This is a genomic window from Ruegeria sp. AB11 (genome assembly GCF_056536325.1).
The window spans coordinates 504738-523192 of record NZ_JBQFJO010000002.1 but is presented as its reverse complement, the minus strand read 5'-3'; the positions used below and the strand labels follow the sequence as shown (position 1 = coordinate 523192).

At 55.2% G+C, this 18455-nt stretch carries 13 protein-coding genes; all 13 read right to left on the bottom strand.

The features are described 5' to 3' along the window. Nucleotides 1-8: 8 nt before the first annotated feature. Nucleotides 9-1466, bottom strand: a complete 1458-nt coding sequence (gene tagH, locus ACR3EJ_RS21980; RefSeq protein WP_170543747.1) for a type VI secretion system-associated FHA domain protein TagH — start codon at nt 1464-1466, stop codon at nt 9-11. Between the two features lie 10 nt (nt 1467-1476). After that, nucleotides 1477-1785, bottom strand: coding sequence for a PAAR domain-containing protein (locus tag ACR3EJ_RS21975; RefSeq protein ID WP_010443407.1), 309 nt, complete (start codon nt 1783-1785; stop codon nt 1477-1479). A gap of 2 nt (nt 1786-1787) precedes the next feature. Next, nucleotides 1788-2399: a DUF6931 family protein gene (locus ACR3EJ_RS21970; protein ID WP_170543745.1), complete on the bottom strand. Its 612-nt coding sequence runs from the start codon at nt 2397-2399 to the stop codon at nt 1788-1790. A gap of 11 nt (nt 2400-2410) precedes the next feature. Beyond that, nucleotides 2411-4531: a type VI secretion system Vgr family protein gene (locus ACR3EJ_RS21965; protein WP_170543743.1), complete on the bottom strand. Its 2121-nt coding sequence runs from the start codon at nt 4529-4531 to the stop codon at nt 2411-2413. Between the two features lie 34 nt (nt 4532-4565). Continuing rightward, a complete protein-coding gene (gene tssB, locus ACR3EJ_RS21960; protein WP_170543741.1) occupies nt 4566-8714 on the bottom strand; it encodes a type VI secretion system contractile sheath small subunit in 4149 nt (1382 codons plus the stop codon). After that, nucleotides 8707-9564 carry an ion transporter gene (locus tag ACR3EJ_RS21955; protein WP_170472001.1) on the bottom strand — a complete coding sequence of 286 codons (858 nt, stop codon included), beginning with the start codon at nt 9562-9564 and terminating at the stop codon, nt 8707-8709. The genes tssB and ACR3EJ_RS21955 overlap by 8 nt, the downstream gene beginning before the upstream one ends. Nucleotides 9565-9627: 63 nt before the next feature. After that, the gene (locus ACR3EJ_RS21950; RefSeq protein ID WP_170543739.1) at nt 9628-10863 is read right to left on the bottom strand and encodes a hypothetical protein; all 1236 of its coding nucleotides are present in this window, start codon (nt 10861-10863) and stop codon (nt 9628-9630) included. Nucleotides 10864-10925: 62 nt separating this feature from the next. Then, the gene (tssH, locus tag ACR3EJ_RS21945; RefSeq protein ID WP_170543737.1) at nt 10926-13643 is read right to left on the bottom strand and encodes a type VI secretion system ATPase TssH; all 2718 of its coding nucleotides are present in this window, start codon (nt 13641-13643) and stop codon (nt 10926-10928) included. A 2-nt stretch (nt 13644-13645) separates the two neighbouring features. Beyond that, nucleotides 13646-14716, bottom strand: coding sequence for a type VI secretion system baseplate subunit TssG (tssG, locus tag ACR3EJ_RS21940; RefSeq protein WP_170543735.1), 1071 nt, complete (start codon nt 14714-14716; stop codon nt 13646-13648). Then, complete coding sequence (tssF, locus tag ACR3EJ_RS21935) at nt 14680-16557, bottom strand: type VI secretion system baseplate subunit TssF (protein WP_170543733.1); 1878 nt, start codon at nt 16555-16557, stop codon at nt 14680-14682. The genes tssG and tssF overlap by 37 nt, the downstream gene beginning before the upstream one ends. Nucleotides 16558-16561: 4 nt before the next feature. Continuing rightward, a complete protein-coding gene (gene tssE, locus ACR3EJ_RS21930; RefSeq protein WP_010443398.1) occupies nt 16562-17056 on the bottom strand; it encodes a type VI secretion system baseplate subunit TssE in 495 nt (164 codons plus the stop codon). After that, nucleotides 17049-17870, bottom strand: a complete 822-nt coding sequence (locus ACR3EJ_RS21925) for a type VI secretion system accessory protein TagJ (protein ID WP_480423543.1) — start codon at nt 17868-17870, stop codon at nt 17049-17051. Before ACR3EJ_RS21925 ends, tssE begins: the two co-directional genes overlap by 8 nt. An 84-nt stretch (nt 17871-17954) precedes the next feature. Continuing rightward, nucleotides 17955-18449 carry an Hcp family type VI secretion system effector gene (locus ACR3EJ_RS21920; protein ID WP_010443396.1) on the bottom strand — a complete coding sequence of 165 codons (495 nt, stop codon included), beginning with the start codon at nt 18447-18449 and terminating at the stop codon, nt 17955-17957. Nucleotides 18450-18455: the final 6 nt, after the last annotated feature.

Sequence of the window (18455 nt, the reverse complement as noted above, 5' to 3'; positions counted from 1 at the left end):
TCTGGACGTTACTTCAGCTTCTCCAACTGTTCCTTATAGGCACGTGCGAACTCGCGGCTGAATAGATCGTGGAAATCATTCTCTGCCTGATCCGAAATCTCCGCGTACATCTTCTCATAGACTTCCCAATATTGGGTCTTCTTACCCTTGAAAAGTGACCCAAGTTTGCCAGACCCTTCAATTTTTCCGGCCAAAACTTCGGGATCAAGACGAGACAGCACGCCTTTCAATGCCGCCTCCATGCCTGTCACCATGGCGATCTCATGCGCCTTAATGTCATTCAGCGCCTCCTCGGTCGCTTCTTCCGAAGCCAGATAGCCTTTGACACGGGGCTTCACGAGCGCTTCGATTGCCTGCTCTGGGCTGATCGAAAACTTCAACGGGTTATTCCCACCAGCGCTGATCATCGTCTGATCGATCCGGAATTCGGACTTGATCGAGGTGCGCGTCATCAGGATCTCGCGCAGACCAACAATCATCGTTCGCAGCACACGGCCCAACCGGCCCATCGTTGCGGGCAGGTCAGCATCGTCAATGCGTAGATCATCCACCTCAAGCGCCTCAAGCAAAGCGCGCGCCGCCGCCTGATCCCCAGTCGCGACAGGCGTAGCGGCCTGTACGTCCACTTTTGCTTGTTGCGGCGCAGGTTCGGAAGATGCAGCTTCGGGTTTGGGGATCGGTGGTGGTGCAGCAGCCAGCCCACCCGGTGTCGGTTTAGTTGGCGGCGGAGCCGGGTTTTGTGGTGCGCCCCCGGAAGGGTCTGTGGGTGACGCGCCTTGTGGCGAAAGCAGGTCATCATCCCAATCATCCGGGATCAGATTTGCGCCACTGCTTGGAGCTGAAAACGCATCCGAGGCTGACGGATTGTGCATCGGATCGCTGGCCCCCATTTCCTGATGCGCATCTTTTGGTTTCGCAAAAAATGGGTCGTCATCATCCAAGGGCGGCAACAGCTCATCCATCGGGTCAGGCGTTGAAATTTGGCCCGGCCCTTTCGGCGCATCTCCCCCCAACAAATCATCAAGGAAATCCCCGCCCGGCCCTGAATCGTCCAACAGAGCCAACGGGTCCGGCGCATTTTGCGACTGCCCCGGCGAGACTCGATCCTGTTGCGTCGGCTGAGGAATCATCTCTTCGAACGACGGCAGATCAGCGCCGATTTCGACCACCATTTCATACCCACCCGCCGTCAGCACATCGCCATTGTTCAGCGGTGTGGGCGTCCGGCCCAGGGCAATCTTAGAGTAGTTGAGAAAAGTGCCGTTGGTCGACAAGTCCACAATCACCACGTTGCCATTGTGATCTTCGATTACAAAATGGTTCTTGCTGAGCGTTCGCTCTGGGTCGGGGAGGACAAGGTCATTGGCCGGTCCACGCCCCACGGTCAAAGAACCCCCCTGCATCGACACCGGGCGCCCGTCGCCCGGCACTATGCCGGTGGATTGAAATTTTAGTGTGACCGTCATTCGTTTGTCTTCATCCTCCAACCAGAACGGTGGGGCAGCAAGGCGGCAGGATCGGACCACCGCAGGCGCAAGTATCCATAACCCGCGCCGCCGGAAGCTTGCCAATCAGCACCGTCGCCGATCCTTTCAATATAGGATGCGGAAATGCAGGTGTCGCCAAATCTGTCACACGCGCCGCTGGCAGTTTCGAAACCAGAACGGTTGGACAACAAGGTGGCATGATCGGCATCGGTACCGGCGCAGGAGGCGGCGGCGCTGGCGGCGGTGCCGGCAGCGTGCATGCGTGCAGATCAGTTACACGGGCCTGTGGAAATCCCATGTTTATTCCTCCGTCCCTGGACCGGCACCGTCGCGGTCCAGATTACCATTCCCACCCCGAGCAATATCGACGCCGCGATCAATCAGCAACTGTAGGTAGGCATCAAAATCGCCTTCGTGATTGTCCATCGCAACAACATTCATTGCAAACGCCACGATTTCCGCCGCCCCGAGCGGGGCTGGCATAGTCGCTAAATCGCCGGTTCCCAGCGTGCCATCTGAATAGAGCACGCCAATGGCACAATTCACGGTTTCATCATCCGGGTCGGCCAGATCAATGGTTTCCCCCGCTTTTTGCCGGTTTTCGGGAGTTGGGCGAAACACCCATTCCTCGGATGCAGCTAAAGCGCGGGTATTGTTGTCCGGCGCTTTGCCGATGAAATCGCGTGCGGCCAGACAAGACCACCACACGCGCTCACGTGGCGGCAGCGCAACACCCAACAGACGCAGCACATCAATGTAGGCTTCCTTTTTTTCCAATTCAGCCAGAACAACATCCAATGCAGCGCTGGCCGGTGCATCAAGTTCAACACTGAGCCGCGCGTTGGCGTCGGCCAACATCCGGGCGGCGGGTACCTGCGGGACCTTAACCATATCTGCAAATCGTTCACTCATCGGTCAGCCCCCTAGTTGATCATCGTCAGGCCGCCCTTGAGGGTCAGCATGGCATCGCCGTTCACGGTCGTCATCGGGCTTTTTGCATCCAGCTTGGCATTCGCCTGAACCTTGATCATCGTACTCTTGATTGTAATACTTGTAGGATCCAGCTTGATCGATGACCCGCCCACTTTCAGTTCAATCGACTGCATTGCGGTCATTGTGATCTTACCGGATTTCGCATCGACCTGAATGTTGCCGGTACTCACGGTGGTTGTCTTGTTACCCGTCTTTACGGTTTCAGCGACATTCCCTGTGACCGTCCGGGTGGATTTGCCCTCAATCGTTTCGGTTTGATCGGTTTTGATGCCGATGGTCTGGCTGCCCGTTTCGATCGTAAAGGTGTGATCCCCTTTCTTGATCGTTTCGTCAACGTTCTGCTTAACCACCTGGCTCAGGCAACCATCACCGCCATTCCCACCTGTGTCCAACTCATCGTAGCCAATGGTGATTGTGGACTTGTTCTTGACCAGCTTTTCATGATCCTTCTGCGCCTGAAAGCGCACCAGTTCCGCGTCCTTTTTGTCCTCGAACATCAGTTCGTTGAACGTATTGGTGGCGCCACCTTTGGTAGACCGCGTTTTTATCCCAGATTGAGTTTGATTATCCGGCAGCTTGTACGGCGGCATGGTTTCCGCGTTATACAGCATACCGGTACAAATCGGACGGTCCGGATCGCCCTCTTCGAACTGAATTACAACCTCCTGTCCGATCCGCGGTATATGGACCATGCCCCAGTTCTTACCTGACCACGGGGTCACCACACGAACCCAGCAGGTAGTTTTTTCGTCCTTTTTACCCTCGCGGTCCCAGTGAAACTGAACTTTGATGCGACCGTATTTATCAGTCCAGATCTCCTCTCCGGATTTGCCGGTCACAATGGCAGTGTGCAGACCCGATATCTCGGGCCAGGGAATGGTACAAAGGGATTTGAATTCGGTCTTGGCGGGCTGAGCCTCGAACTCGACCATGAACATTTCGCTGTTGTCTTCTGGAAACTCCAGCGCGCCAGTGTCCAGATCTTTATCCTTCTTCTCAAATCCGTATCCTTCGGTGGTCTGAAGGAAATACTTGGCACTTGTTATCAAATACTCCCCATTCTGCTCTTTGTCCGGATGGTCTTTGAGCGTGAATTTCCGGCCTGTTTCCAGAGATCGAACCGAAGCCCGTGCCCGGCGTCGAGAAAACAATGCATCCTGTGCGGTCATACGCACTTTTGCTCTGGTATTACCCAGCCCAGTTTCCTTGTAGTGCCCGGGCGTGTCGTACAACTCCAAGTCCTCTTTGAAGGAATGGCCCGGCTTTGTGCCCGTTTTCGAACGGGCGTCCAAAGATGCCGAGGGCTTTTCAAAATCAAAATCCCCGAGCGACACAACACCCGATCTGATCGATTCAGATGCAGCCCATTCTGTAATAAAGTCCCCCAGACGCTGTTCATAATCGTCACCGCCACGAAACTCTACCTTGGGCTCTCCTGTTATTGGCGTATGCGCAGAAGGGCTATCGCACAGAACCAGCTTTTCGTTTTTACCGTCGGCGTCCGAACAATCGAAGTAATAATAAATCCCTTCTTCCTGCATCAAACGCGAGATGAAATCAAAATCGGTTTCTCGGTATTGAACGCAGTATTCACGCTTGGGGTGTGTGTTGGTCAGGCTCTTTTTGTAATCCGAGATATTGTGATCTTCTTTGAAAATCTTCTCAAAAATCTCGACGACCGACATATCCTGAAAAATTCGACTATTGGTTCTCTGTGTCAGCAACCAGAACCACGGGCGCAGCTCGGCCAAGAACTGCACCAACCCGTCTCGCAGGGCCAGACGCTCTACCCGAACGATGGTACCGGTGAATTTGCGTTTTGCCCCGTCCTCTGCGGCCAGGTGAATCGTCATCACCTTTCCCAACAGCTTGTCCAGTTCAATCGTCGTCTTCTCCGACATGAATTCGACCTGAATCTCGGTTAGTGTTCCCAGCTCTTCGGTCACGATGGCGCGCCTGAGGACCAGATCGTCTTTGTCGTCACTACCCTTGTATGGATATGAACCGGTGATCCGAAGGGGCCACTCTTTACTTTGAAGACTTTCCGCCATTTACCATTCCTTCCAAATCTCGTTCGACACGCCGTTACAGATCGGCCAGCAGAGCCGCCAGTTCCGGGTCCATTTCATCTTCATCCCCGTCATCCCCGGCATCATCATCAAATGCCGAGAGAAAATCATCCAGACCGCCAGAGTCATCGTCCTCAAGATCCAGGTCGAAGTCATCGTCATCCAGATCCGATGTGTCGTCATCGTCAAGGGCCAGATCTGGATCGGAATCATCGTCCAGACCCAGATCATCGATATCAAACTCATCGTCCGAGGCCGCCTCTTCCGCCTCGGGCTCATCCGGCACATCCGGTGATGGCGCCGGAGCCGGGACGCCTGACCACGGCCCTAGCAGCTCCTGACCCGCGACCGAATTGAAGGATCCCAGCCTGATCTCATCCCGCCCTTTGACAGACAGCAGGGGCATATAACCGCGCTGAACCGAATGTTCGTGCTTGTCCAAACTGATATTGCGCTCGGTGCAGGGCAGAGCCACTTGATCGCCATAGCGGTCGTTTACGAAATGATAAGGCATTCCACCAAGGCTCATGACTGAACCCAAATTCATCGCTTTGCCATTCTGCTTGAAAGACCGTGCAAGTAAGATCGTCACCAGCACCGCTGGATTGGCCCAGAGCATTCCGCGCAATCCTTCAGCCTCGGTGAATTCCTCGAATTCAAACTCATAGATTGGTTCGGACTTGGCCCCGTATGGCCGACGTAGCAGAAAACGTGGCGATGCAAGCCCTACGTGCCCGGCTTCAGGCATCATGCGAAACGTGTCCCAAGCCTTGACCACCAATGGGTGGCGGTCGTCTTTCTTGATGTCCAGATAGGCGGGTGTAATAGCGCTGATAAAGGGCGCATCCACATGTGCAGCAACCCGGCCCACGCGCCCGAGAAGTTCTCCATGGGGCGGTGTCTCCTCGAAAGTATAAAGACCGATCAGCGCAGAATATCCCCCGCGTCCGTTCTCCTCGTCCAGGGGTTCTTCGGTCAGCAAACGCACAAGCCCGGTTTGGGCCAGATCCTCTTCGGCGGCCAGATCGGCGGCGATTTCTTCAGCGGATACATCGTAGAGGATCACATCCAGCGTATCGTCATCTTCGACGCTGCGGGCGATCAAATCCAGACTGCGCCATTGCGCCTCGACTGACTGAAATTCGGGATGATGCAGAACCAGCCGCATCGCCGTACTCAGCGCGTCATCTACCGCAATCTGCATAGCGGCGACATCGGGACTGGGTAGTTTGTGGATATGCGGCCCAACCACGCGCTTCAACAGATCGTCCACCGGAGAGGGTTGCGCCAATTCACCGCCGGTATCACCGATTAGCTTCTGAAAATCGCTCAGTTTCAGATCAGCTCGTACGGTGTTGCCACCCGAAGACTTGCGCGGTGGAACCACAGCCTGGCCAAATTCCTCTCCCCATGCCGTCAACTGTTTTGCCGCATGATCCGCCGTTGCTCCGGCACTCAATTGGCCTTTCAGGCCCGCCAGACCCTCAAATAGCTCAACGTTTTCGTAAAGCTCATCGGGATGCAGGTCGTCGAGCTCATTCAGTTTCACCTCAATCCCTGCGCCATCCTTCCCGATAGGCAGCACAAGGGTGGTGGCGAAGCCGGCGATCACATCCTCAACCGTATCCGAATCCAGCAGGATCGGTTTGCGCGCGGCCAAAGCGTCCCCCGTCTCGATCTGGCCCCTCGCAGAACGGCCCGAGAAATCGCCAAAAACTGCTATACGAAAACGGCTACGCTTCAAGCGTTCAGGATCGGGCCTGTCGGCGCTCATCCGACCAAATGCGAGCATCGGTTCCCCATCCGGTTTGGCCCCTTCCGAAGCGACCTCGTTATCGGTGCCCTCGGATTCGTCATCGTTCGACAGCAGATCGTCCAAATCAAAGTCATCTGCGTCATCGGACATAGTCTCTTCTTCATCCGAGTCTTCCAGCAAACTGTCCAAATCAAGATCGTCCAGATCAGTCTCGGCACTTTCGGATCCTGATGCGTCATCGGAGGAGTCATCCTCGTTGAACAGATCGTCCAAATCCAAATCGTCGAGGTCTTCCTCGGATATATCCGCCGCTTCATCATCCTCAGACGCGTCGCTGCTTAGCAGATCGTCCAGATCGAGGTCATCCAGCTCATCAGGCACAGGATCTTCTTCATCCGTGTCGTCCAGCAGACTGTCTAAATCCAAATCGTCCTGACCGGTCTCGGTGCCTTCAGCTTCTTCCGCTTCGCCGGTCGCGTCGTCATCGCCAAGCAGGCTGTCCAAATCCAAGTCGTCGAGGTCCGCCTCAGAAGTATCCCCAGCGTCTTCTCCTTCGGTCGCGTCGCTGTCTAGCAGGTCGTCGAGATCGAGGTCGTCGGTATCGCCTTCTGATACGGGACTGTTATCGTCTGACGAGTCATCTTCGAAAATATCATCGAGGTCCAAATCGTCCCCGTCTGCTTCCTCCGCAGTAGCCTCGGAACCCTCATCATCCAAGGCCAGGTCTCCGAGCAGATCGTCCAGTTCAACCTCATCCGAGGTCTCCTCCTCGGTCGCGCTGTCTGACAAATCGCCTAGTAAAGCATCCAGATCGTCACCGTCATCCGCACTTTCCTCGGGCACGTTCTCTGCCAGATCGCCGAGAACATCATCTAAATTTTCTGCATCATCCGCGCTATCGAGATCCGGAATTGCTGCAAGGATATCATCCGCTTCATCATCCTGATCCATGTCCTCTGGTGCCATGTCGGCAATATCGCCCAAAAGATCATCGATGCTGCTGTCTTCAGTGTCCTCCTCGGGCGCAGCGTCGGCAAGGTCGGATAGTATGTCATCACTCTCGTCGTCGTCATCGGCCTCTTCAACGACCGGTAGCGAGGCCAACGCGTCTGCTGAGGAGGTATCCTCCAGCGCTTCGTCATCTGGTGCCAAATCCGCGAGGTCGCTCAGCAGGCCATCTGCAGTGCTGTCATCCAGGGCATCATCTCGCGCAGCATCAGCGAGATCGGACAGGATGTCACTGCTGTCGTCGATGTCCTCGGCTTCGACAACATCAGGCAGCGACGCCAGAGCATCGCTGGCTAAACTATCCTCGGCGGTGTCCTCAACCGGCGCCATTTCGGCAAGTTCACCAAGCAGATCATCAACACTACTGTCTTCAGACTCGACCTCCGGCTCTGCTTCGGCAAGGTCGGACAGGATTTCGGAATAATCGGTTTCGGTTGCTTCTTCTGTCTCTGGGAGGGACGATAGCGCCTCTTCTAGGGAATTGTCCTCGGCAACAGCATCTGAGGCCTGATCTGCGAGGTCGGACAAAATGCCTGCTGCCTCATCTTGCGCCTCGTCTTCTGCCACGTCTGGAACTGAAGACAAGGCGTCTTCAACCGAAGTATCTTCTACGGCCTCTTCGGGGGTTGCACCTGCCAGATCAGACAGCACGCCAGCGGTCATGTCGGTTTCGTCGTCGCTTGTAATCGCTTCCGGTAATGAAGCCAAAGCATCGTCCAGGGACGTATCCTCAGGCGGGTCTTCGGGAGCATTGACAGATAGGTTCGATAAGACGTCTGACGTCTCATCCGGATGTTCGACGACCTCAGTTTGGGGCAGCGTCGCCAATGCCTCGGCCACCGAGTGATCCTCGGGGGTGTCTTCGGGGGCCAACTCCCGCAATGCATCCAGTGTCGACGCTGGGTCAGGATCTTCAACCGGGCCGCTTGCCAGCGTCGCCAACAGTCCAGGATCGGCCAGAATCTTTTCGATCAACGCCTCGGCTCCGGCCTTGCCGTCCATATAGGCCATGAGCGTGGCTAGCTGAGTGCGCGCGTCCAGTAGTTTCTGCAGGGGTTCAATCTTGGCCGCGATCTGGGCCGGGTTGAAATCACCCATCTTCTCAAATGTCAGGTCCACCGACAGATTGCCATCACCTGTCAGAGTATTGGGCACCGAAAATGCAACACGAGGAGCCATCGCCTTCATGCGGTCATCGAAGTTGTCGACGTCGATCTCGAGAAATTTGCGGTCGGAAATCGAGACGGCTTCGGCCTTGGACTTCCCGGACAGATCACTCAGAACTCCCATCACGAACGGTAGCTGAACCTTTTTCTCGGCCCCGTACAATTCGACATCGTATTCGATCTGAACCCGCGGCGCCCTGTTGCGTGCAATGAACTTCTGAGAACTGTCAGCCATCGCCCTGCCCTTTCAACTCCGCAACCTCGCGACGCAATGCTTTCACTTCGACAAGCAGTTCCTTAACGCGATCGTCAACTATGTCCGTTTCGCTGCGTACCAGTTCACGAAGATGCGAAAACTCTTCGACTGACTCGTCTTCGACCGCTGACTGCATCGTATTGACCAGTAAACCAATGAACAGGTTCAACACTGAGAACGCAGTTATGACGATAAATGGAACAAAGAATAACCACGCAGTTGGATGTGTTTCCATCACGGGACGCACGATGCCCATCGACCAGCTTTCCAGCGTCATGATCTGGAACAGCGAATACAAGGACCGGCCCAGCGTGCCGAACCATTCGGGAAAATCGGGGCCATACATCAGCGTAGCCATGACAGCAAAGACATAGAACACGATCGAAATCATGATGATCACTGCGCCCATGCCCGGCAACGCATCAAGCAACGCCTGTACCACAGCGCGCATCTGCGGAATGACTGACAAAAGGCGCATAGCGCGAATGACCCGTAGCCCTCGCAAGGCTGAAAGGCCATCGCGATTGGGCAACAGGCCTAGTGTCACGACCACAAGATCAAAGATGTTCCATGCATTTCTGAAGAAACTCAGCCGGTAAGCATAAAATTTCAGCAGCAACTCGGCTACGAAAATACCAAGGACGATGCTGTCAAACGTGGTCAGGAGATGGCCAACACTGGCCTGTATGGACGCCGAAGTCGACAATCCCAGCGTGATCGCATTGAAAATGATCACGCCAAGAATGGTGTTGGTCACAGCCTTGCGTTCAACAAATGCACGCACGGTGTCGCGGAGCGTTTCGCTCTTCTCGATACCGGTATCCAACATGGCCTCCTGTCGTCTAGCATCAGTTGGGCGCACAAGTGGCGCGCCCAACGTGTAAGGGTTCGATCAACCTACAGCGTCGCTGATGTTGTCGATCATACCTTTCACGGTCTTGATGTTGGTGAACATGTTCTTGGCTTCCGTCGCGATGGTTTTCTTATCCAACGCCTTGATCTTGTCGATGATCGCGGTGTCGTCCACTTTCAGACCATTGCCTTCCATCAACGCGTTCATATCATTTAGGAAATTCTCGCGATCTTCCAGCTTCTTTGAAAGTTCACTGGCCGAGCGTTTGACGTTCATACATTCAGCACCCAACTTGATCCCCTCTTTGAGGGTCTTGGAGCCTCTGGCCGCCTTCATCAATTTGTCTGCCGAAGCGCCCAGATCATCCACTTTATGACGTGTCTTCGTCGTATGCTCGCGGTATTTCTCGCGTGCTTTCTTTGCGTCCTCCGCCTTGCCTTTCACCGCTTTCGCTGCAAAATCCAGCATGTTCTTGGCGATGGTCTTGGGGTCTTTGCCCTTTGTAACTTCCTCACCCATCGCAATAGCTTTGGCGGTGAATTTCTTAATCGCCTCCAACGGCTTTTTCGGCGAAATACCGGATGTATCCGTGATACCCTGTCGCTCGGCCGCCTGCATGATGACAGATTCACGCAACTTCATGTAATTCTGGATTGCCTTATACAGATCCTTGCGCAGCTTTTCCTCACCCTTGAGCTGTTGCTGAAGCTCCTTGCCCAGAGAATACACTTGCTTGGCAATGGTCTTGTAGGCCATCGCATCTGCACCCGAAGATGCCACCAACCTCGCGACTGCGCCACTGATCTTGATGACGCCCATGGTTACCTTCACCGTGGTTTTTATGCGCGCCTCTTTCAGCAGCTTGTCTTTGTTCGCTTCGTCTTTCAGCTTCTTTTCGATCGCCACCTTGGCCGCACCTTCGGCGGAGGCCATGGCATTCTTGATCGACTGATTGACGCCCTGGATCAGCTTTTCCGCCTCGTCCTGGGATTTTTTCCCAGGCGTCTTCATCAACTCCCCGACTTTTTTGTCGAGCCGGACAGCCTCTTGAGTGATCGTCTTTTCGTAGTCGTCCAGCACCTTCATGCCGGCATCTTCCAGACGTTTCAGCGCGGTTGAGGGTACCGGTGCGGGCTTTTTCAGCTTACCCGATTTCGTGATCTCGAAATCTACATCAACCCGGTATTTTGGGATTTCGATGTATTCAAGCTTTGGCTTCGACCGGATCAGATCGACGACGTAAAACTTGTGCTTGGTAACTGTTGTCTTTGCCATATTGGGACTCCTCCACTGGCGATAATCTATTGAGTTATGATCCGTCCGAATGGCGGCCTTTGTCAGTCAAACCCATAAGTGAATTCGCCGTCTGTGACCTCGATCACCACTTTTGAAACTTCGTGCCCTTCCATCATACGACGAAGGAACTCAGCCGAGATATCAGGCAGCATCGTATTGGTCACAATCGCGTCGATCATACGGCCTCCGCTGTCCAATTCCTGGCAACGATTGACGATCTCTTCGACCACTGAGTCGGAGTATTCGAAGGGCACGCCATGAGCGTCCTGAACACGTTTTTTGATCCGGCCCAGTTGCAGTTTGGTGATCTCGCCCAACATTTCAGGGCTCAGCGGGTAGTAGGGGATCGTGACCAAACGTCCCAAAAGCGCGGGCGGGAAAACTTTGAGCAGCGGATCACGCAGCGCTTTGGCCATCCCCTCGGGGTCGGGCATCAAGTCGGGGTCCGCACACATATCCATGATCATCTCGGTCCCGACATTCGAAGTCAGCAGAATCAAAGTATTCTTGAAATCAATTACGCGACCCTCGCCATCTTCCATCACGCCCTTGTCGAAGACCTGAAAGAAAATTTCGTGTACATCAGGATGCGCCTTTTCGACCTCATCCAACAGAACTACCGAATACGGTTTGCGTCTTACCGCTTCGGTCAGCACACCGCCTTCGCCGTAGCCGACATAACCCGGAGGTGCCCCTTTCAAACTGCTGACGGTATGAGCTTCCTGATATTCGGACATGTTGATCGTAATGACGTTCTGTTCGCCACCATACAAAACCTCGGCCAGTGCCAGCGCGGTTTCCGTTTTGCCAACACCACTGGTACCTGCGAGCATGAACACACCGATCGGTTTGTTCGGATTGTCCAGTCCCGCACGGCTGGTTTGAACCCGCTTGGCGATCATCTTCATCGCATGGTCCTGACCGATCACACGCTTGGCCAGGCGCTCTTCGAGATTCAGGATGGTCTCGATTTCGTCTTTGACCATGCGGCCGACGGGGATACCTGTCCAGTCACCGACGACGCTGGCCACCGCCTGATGATCGACGATGGGCAGGATCAGCGGGATATCGCCTTGTAACTTTTCCAGTTCTGCATTCTTGGCCTTCAATTCGGCCAGCAGTGCCTCCCGGTCGACGGGTTGCGTATCCGGGGCTTCATCGGTCGCGGCTTCACCCTCGGCTGTTCCAGTTCCTTCAACCTCCTGACCACCCTCGCGCAGCTTGGCACGCAGGTCGAGAATTTCTTCGACCACCTTTTTCTCGGCGTCCCAACGTCCAGTCAATTCTGCCAGTCGCGCTTCCTCAGCCACTTTCGCGGCATTCACCGCTTCGCGCCGCTCGGCTACGTCATACCCTGCTGTCTCATCCCGCTCGATGATTTCTAACTCAGTCGTCAATGCCTCGATCCGCCTTTGGCTGTCGTCGACTTCCGCCGGAACCGCGTGCTGGGATACCGCAACGCGGGCACAGGCGGTGTCCAGAAGGCTGACTGATTTGTCGGGTAACTGACGCGCGGGGATGTAGCGAGCCGATAGCGTCACCGCCGCCTCGATCCCTTCGTCCAGAACTTGCACACGATGGTGTTTCTCCAGCATAGAGGCGATACCGCGCATCATCAGGACAGCTTTTGGAATATCTGGCTCTTCAACATGCACGACCTGAAAACGCCGGGTCAGGGCCGGGTCTTTCTCGATGTATTTCTTGTATTCAGCCCATGTAGTCGCACCGATTGTACGTAATGTACCACGCGCAAGCGCTGGTTTGAGTAGGTTGGCCGCATCTCCTGTCCCTGCGGCACCACCAGCACCAACCAATGTATGCGTTTCATCAACAAACATTACGATCGGCGTCGGGCTGGCCTGCACCTCGTCAATCACCTGACGTAGGCGGTTTTCGAACTCACCCTTCATCGAGGCCCCGGCCTGTAAGAGACCCACATCCAACACCAGTAAGCGCACATCCTTCAATGCAGGTGGCACGTCACCACGGGCAATCCGCAGCGCAAACCCTTCAACCACAGCCGTTTTACCGACGCCAGCCTCACCAGTTAAAATCGGGTTGTTCTGACGGCGGCGCATTAACACGTCGACGATCTGACGGATTTCCTCATCGCGACCCACAATCGGATCGATCTCGCCGTTGCGCGCCTGTTCGGTCAGGTCAGTGCAGAACTGCTCCAACGCCTCACCTTTACCCATCGCGCCGGGTGCCATCGCACTGCTGGCCTCACCAGGTTCGGCCCCGCCCCCAACATTGGAACCATCCTGTGCGCCCAACGTATCCTCAGGAGAACCATCTGTGGCCTCGGCAAAGCTGTCGGCCAGATCATCCGCGCCTATCTTCGCAAGCTCGGGCGACATACTGCCCAGAATATTGCGCAGTGCGGGCGTCTTGAGCATGCCCAAAATCAGATAACCCGTGCGTACTTTACTATCGGAGTACAAAAGCGACCCCCAGACCCAGCCGCGTTCCATCGCATCCATTAAGTGGTCGGAGAGGTCCGAGATCGAGGACGCCCCGCGCGGCAGCATATCCAGACTGCGGGTCAGTTCCGACGCGATCTTGCCCGGATCCAGATCATAGTGCTGGATGATCCGGTGAATGTCGCTGTCTTGACCATTGAGGATTTGATGCAACCAATGCTGGATCTCGACATAAGGATTGCCCCGCATCTTGCAAAATACAGTGGCCCCTTCGATCGCTTGATAGCCCAGCTTGTTTAGCTTGCCGAAAAGCGAAACACGGCTGATTTCCGTCATATTCAATACCTCTCGTTGGGGGCCAGTTCTTTGGCCTCGAATTCTTGTGTCGTGTAGCCGGGGTACAGAATCAGATCATCTGCATCCGGTTGGGTTGTTTCCGCTTCATCGCGGCTTTTGATCCAGCTTGTGTGACCCAGCTGCGTCGTGCCGCCCAGCGATGCGCGGGGCACTTCGTCACCGGCCAGAACCAGATTGATCTCCCAATCCAGAGTGTCGCCGACATAGGTGCGTAGGATCGCCTCTAACCGCTGCTGCGACAGGCCGCCGGGAAGCAGGCGTTTGTAGTCTTCTAGTGAAACCGGCCCTATCCGGATTCGAAATTTGGCCGACCGAGACCAAACCCGGCTTCCGATGCTGGTTGACTGTCCCAGACGAGCGGGCCCACCCAGTTGCCAGGTATCATCGGGCTCAAGTTCCAACCAGGATCCTACAAATTGTTGGATGTGTGCCTCGACGCCGAAATAGTCGGACAGTATCGCGATTAGACCTTCAGCTGTCTTGGTGCCCGATCCCAGATGCCCGGCGAAAAATCGGCGTAGAATGTCCGACATCGCATCGCGATCTACGAACGACTGCCCTTTAAAACCGGCCAAAGCAGCCACCCGCTGTTCGAACGGATCATCCCCACGATCGAAGCTGGGTGCCGGTTCGGCTGCTGACCATGCGCGGTACAGCAAGCTCATCATTCGGTGCGTCAGCATGTCGGCAAAAGCGACAAATGTAGGATCGCGGTGATTACGTTGCCGGTCGCGGGCGAATTCCGTCAAGTGCAACGGCAAAGGGCCTTGCGGGCCGAAGAATCCAAAGAATAGGTTGTTCAGCTTGCTGGGTGCGTTTTCTGACGCCGGTTCAAATCGGGTTAGAGTATTGGGAGGAAAGGCCAGTGAGACATCCTGCCCCAACCGCACTTTATCTTCGCGCGGACGGCGGGATTCACCCAACCTCGGTGCATCGGAATAATGCGCCTCGATCACCCGAAGCGCCTGAAAGACATGATGTCTTTCAGGGTCTGCCGCCAGCGCGGCAAGCAGGCTCAAATGATCCTGCCCAGACCGGCTGCTGGTCGCCATCTGGCAATCTCTCCTCGTCTTTCGGTTTTCAGAACGGTTTCCGTGAAACTGTTGATCGTCGTATATTTACGGAAGAACCGTTCAAGCACGGCACCCAGAACATATACGCTGGTACCTTCGTAAAAGCTTTCATCAAACCCCAACGTAATCTCCAAACCGCGCACGGCTGTGCTGAGCACTTCGTCGCTCATCCGACGCACGATTGGGCGACTGGTAACAGACGCCACGCCCTCCAACTGTTTTTCGGTCACCCGATTTCCCAGAGGAGCATAGATCCCTAACAACTCGCGCAGCGCGCCTGCACCGCCTTCCGCGCCATCACCAGAGATCGAAAGATAGTTCAGGCTCAAATGGCTGATTAATTTCCAGGCTGCATCCCCCTGAGCCAACGTCGCATGAGGTCGAGTTGGGGTTACGGGTGTGCGTACCGATTTAACTGGCCCACCTTCTGGCAGATGGAACACATCTGTCCCACCCGCCGCAAGCAGCATGGGAAGATCCCGGTTCGAGCACAGCGCCTCAACCGCCAACTGGTCAAGCGATCCGGGGTAAGGTGCCTGAGCCCGATCTACCAGCGTCAGATACACTTCAGAGCCCAGATAAGATGTGCGAACTCCGCGCAACCGTTCTTTTTCGTTCCGTTGCCGCATCCGACGCTTGACCGTGTAATAGGCCGAGTGGTTATCGCCCGCAGCTGTCAGATCGGTGTCGCTGTAGAACGGGCGGAAAGGAATGTCCCCTTCTTCATCGGACTGAATCCCGGTCACGCGATCAATCGAAAATATCTCATAATCCAAACCAGCTGTCCGGTTCGGCACAACATGGTGCTCGGTGTCCATTTGCGTGATATGAACCCGGTCACATCGGCGGTGAAACAGATTGACAGCCGGAACTGTGTTCAGCGCAAATGCCGCAGGCGTAACCGCCGGAGCGACATCGCGCATCCCGTCCTGCAGCAGGATATAAATATCAACATCACTGCCCGCCGACTGTTTCAAAGCCTGTTGCAAACCGGTCAATTCGACGAACAGGAAACGTTCGGGCATTGCGAAATATTCCTGCAACAGACGATAGCCGTCAAAGGATTGACGCGGTGTCGGCAGCAAAGCTTCGTCAGGCTCGAACCCTTTGGGGATAACATCTGCCTGGTTTAGGCGAACGGTCCAGTCCGCACGCCGATCTGTCGACCGCCCTGTCAGGCCTACGCATTGAGTCGCCAGCAATTCATGAAGCGCCCATGCCTTGCCGCTCTGGGTGTCCAGATGCAGCACAAGATCGTCCAAACCCAGTTCTGCCATAGGTTCGCCGTCGGTGCGCCTCAAACGCAACCGGATGCCAGCCCGGGCGTCAGTTTCCTTGGCCACACCTGCTGCGACCAGTTCACCGCGCCCGTCAATGTATTCGGCTTCGGTAATCTCTATCGGCCACAGCGTCATGTCGGCCGAGGTCCTGAATTCACACGCGGTCTGCTCCCCTTCTGCCAAGTAAGAACGCAACGTCGCACCACGTGAAATCGTATAGCCCTCTTTGAGGGCTGCATTACCAACGTCCGGTTCAAACTGCGCAATCATCATGGATGGTGTCGGCGCCAGATAATGCGGATAGACAATTTCCAGAAGGTTCGACGTGAATGTCGGGAACTGCATTTCCAGTTCCAACTGCACGCGCGCCGCCAGAAAAGCGCTCCCCTCTAGCAGGCGTTCTACATAGGGATCGACAACTTCGATCCCTTCCATCCCCAGACGGGACGCGATCTTGGGATAAGCGGCAGCGAACTCTGCCCCCATTTCGCGAAGAAAGGCCAGTTCAGTTTCGTAGTGTTTGAGCAGGCGGGTATCCATCGCACTAACTCCGCTCGATCGCGACTTCGCCGGTCGTAATATCAACGCGACTGCGTAGGTAGAGCTCCAAAGGCATCGGCTGAGCCCACATTACAGCGCGAATATCGTATTCTACATGCATTTCGCCCGATCCTTTTTCGGACCGCAAATCAACCGAGACCGAGCCCTTCATAATACGAGGTTCGAATACCTCGATCGAATCCGCGATAGAGCGTTGGATTCGCTGGGCTTGTCGCAGTGTTGAAAACGACCCCGAGCTTTCGCGGATGCCGTAATTTAGAACAGATTTCGACGCGTAGGGATAAGTATCTTCGTCAATCAGATCGGATTGATCTGTGGTATTGAGCAACAAGGACAGATCACGCTGAATGATTTCTCTCAGGCGGCCCACGTCGATCACACGAGAGTCACGCCCTTCCTTTTTCTGATCCGGCGCGTCGTCCGTCAGCCGATCCAGAAGCGAAGGCTGCAAGCGTTCGGCAAGGGTCTTCTCAGCCATCTCCCGCCGTTTCCCCGGCCTCGGCGGCCACGTTCAGTACCAATTCGCGCACATCCAACAAAGCAATATCGGATTTGTCCGTGGTCAGTATGCGCTGACCCAGGCCGGTAAAGGTATCAGATCCCGCATCGACCCAACTTGTCGCGCGCGCCAACCGAGCGGCATCGTCTCCGTGTTCCGTCGTGCCCGGGTATCGGGTAGGGATCAACGCCGCAATTTCTCCACCACTGGCAACAGTCAAAGTGCAGGCCGTCCAGACGGCGTCACGCAGGTCGCTGGGTGGTTCGATTTCAAGTCGGGCAATCTGAGCAAACGGAAGCCAGAAATAGCGCCCGTTCACAATAACCTCCAGCACCGGACCCAGACGCATGTCGGCATCCGCGATCCATTCGAACGTTTCGCCATTCACAGTACCTGACGTTGCGGGGGCCGCGTCGAAGGCTTTCGCCCGCATCTCGGCAGCCTGTTCAAGGTTCCCACCCGCGGTCAGCTTCTGGGCTTCGATCAGATGCGCCAGCCATTCTTCGGGCTCGCCAAAGATCATCGGAGTTTTCTCGGCCGCAAAGACCTTTTCGCGATACACTTCGCAAATGATGGCCTCGCGGTAGGTCTTGGCCATCATTGTGGCCGCCTCATCCATTTCCGCGCTCAGCTTCAGTTGAGTGATCGCGCGTTTCCAATCTCCCATGACGCAAAGTAATTGAAACAGGAAAATCCGGAGCTTAGCATCGGCTGGATTTGTGCGGATTTTATCTTGCAACGCAGTTAGCGTGGCAGTCAGATCGCCTGTTCTTAGATGTTCTTCCGGCGTCATGAAGCCCTCGCGTCGTCAGGATGTTAAAAAAGGAAATAGCCTTGGCGGACAATATACCGCCAAGGCCAATTTTTTCTCCAAAAATCAGCTGACGTCGCCGGTTTCCAGATTCCACTTGAACTCGTTGCAGTCGCTGAGTTTGCCGGTTTTGAAATCGGCGATCTTGTACTTGATCGAGATGCCGCGATACGCAACGGTCCACTGTTCTGATGGGATCGATTCTTCGCCCCCACTAACCGAATAGCTGTCGACGATAGCGTCGCGCAGGGTGAAGATCAGATATGGCTCCATACCTTTCTTCTCATCGTCACCCGACCGGCACAGATGAATCGTCATCTCGCCGTTGGACTTGCCCGAAGCAACATAGGTCATGAGCTTGGCCGAGGCTTTGCTGAGCTCGGTGCTCAGCGTGACTTTGCCGAAATTTGCATTCGCATAACCACGCTGGGTGGTGCCCATGTCGCCCATATCCAGGGTGCGCGCAACCTCCCAGCTGATCTCTTTACAAGCGATCCAATCGGTATGTTGTTTTTCCCTGGCCTCACCGGGGAAGTCCATCTTGATGAATACGTTTTCCATTTTACC